This is a genomic window from Pseudoalteromonas sp. S1608, assembly GCF_005887265.1.
Classification (GTDB): domain Bacteria; phylum Pseudomonadota; class Gammaproteobacteria; order Enterobacterales; family Alteromonadaceae; genus Pseudoalteromonas; species Pseudoalteromonas undina.
The window spans coordinates 1-407 of the sequence record NZ_PNDK01000083.1 but is presented as its reverse complement, the minus strand read 5'-3'; the positions used below and the strand labels follow the sequence as shown (position 1 = coordinate 407).

The 407-nt window shown below is 44.7% G+C and carries 1 protein-coding gene; it reads left to right on the top strand.

The genetic code is table 11. The features are described 5' to 3' along the window. Nucleotides 1-14: 14 nt before the first annotated feature. Nucleotides 15-407 (top strand): hypothetical protein (locus tag CWB75_RS18780; protein ID WP_249362348.1); only part of this gene is annotated, 393 nt, incomplete at its 3' end.

The window sequence follows — 407 nt, the reverse complement described above, 5'->3', positions numbered from 1 at the left end:
ACTATGTTGATTCTATGGCTTCTTCTTTTGCTGAGCCTGAGCCTGAGCCTGAGGTAGAGCCAGAAATTGAAGCTGAGCCTGAAATTGAAGCTGAGCCTGAAATTGAAGTAGAGTCAGAGCTTGAAGTTGAGCCTGAACCTGAAGCAGAGCCTGAAGTTGCAGCTGAGTCAGAAACTGCAGCTGAGCCTGAACTTGATGTTGAATCAGAAGATGATTTTACCGATACGTCTTCTAATTTACTCGATCCAGAAGACGCGCTTGATGAGTACAATGATGAAAACCTCGATAGCGTTGATGAGCTACTGAGCGAGTTAGAACAAACAAGTGATGATTATGTAGAAGCACCTGATTGGTCAGTTGATGGCTTAGACGAGCAATCTGAACCAGAAGCAGAGCCTGAGCTTGAA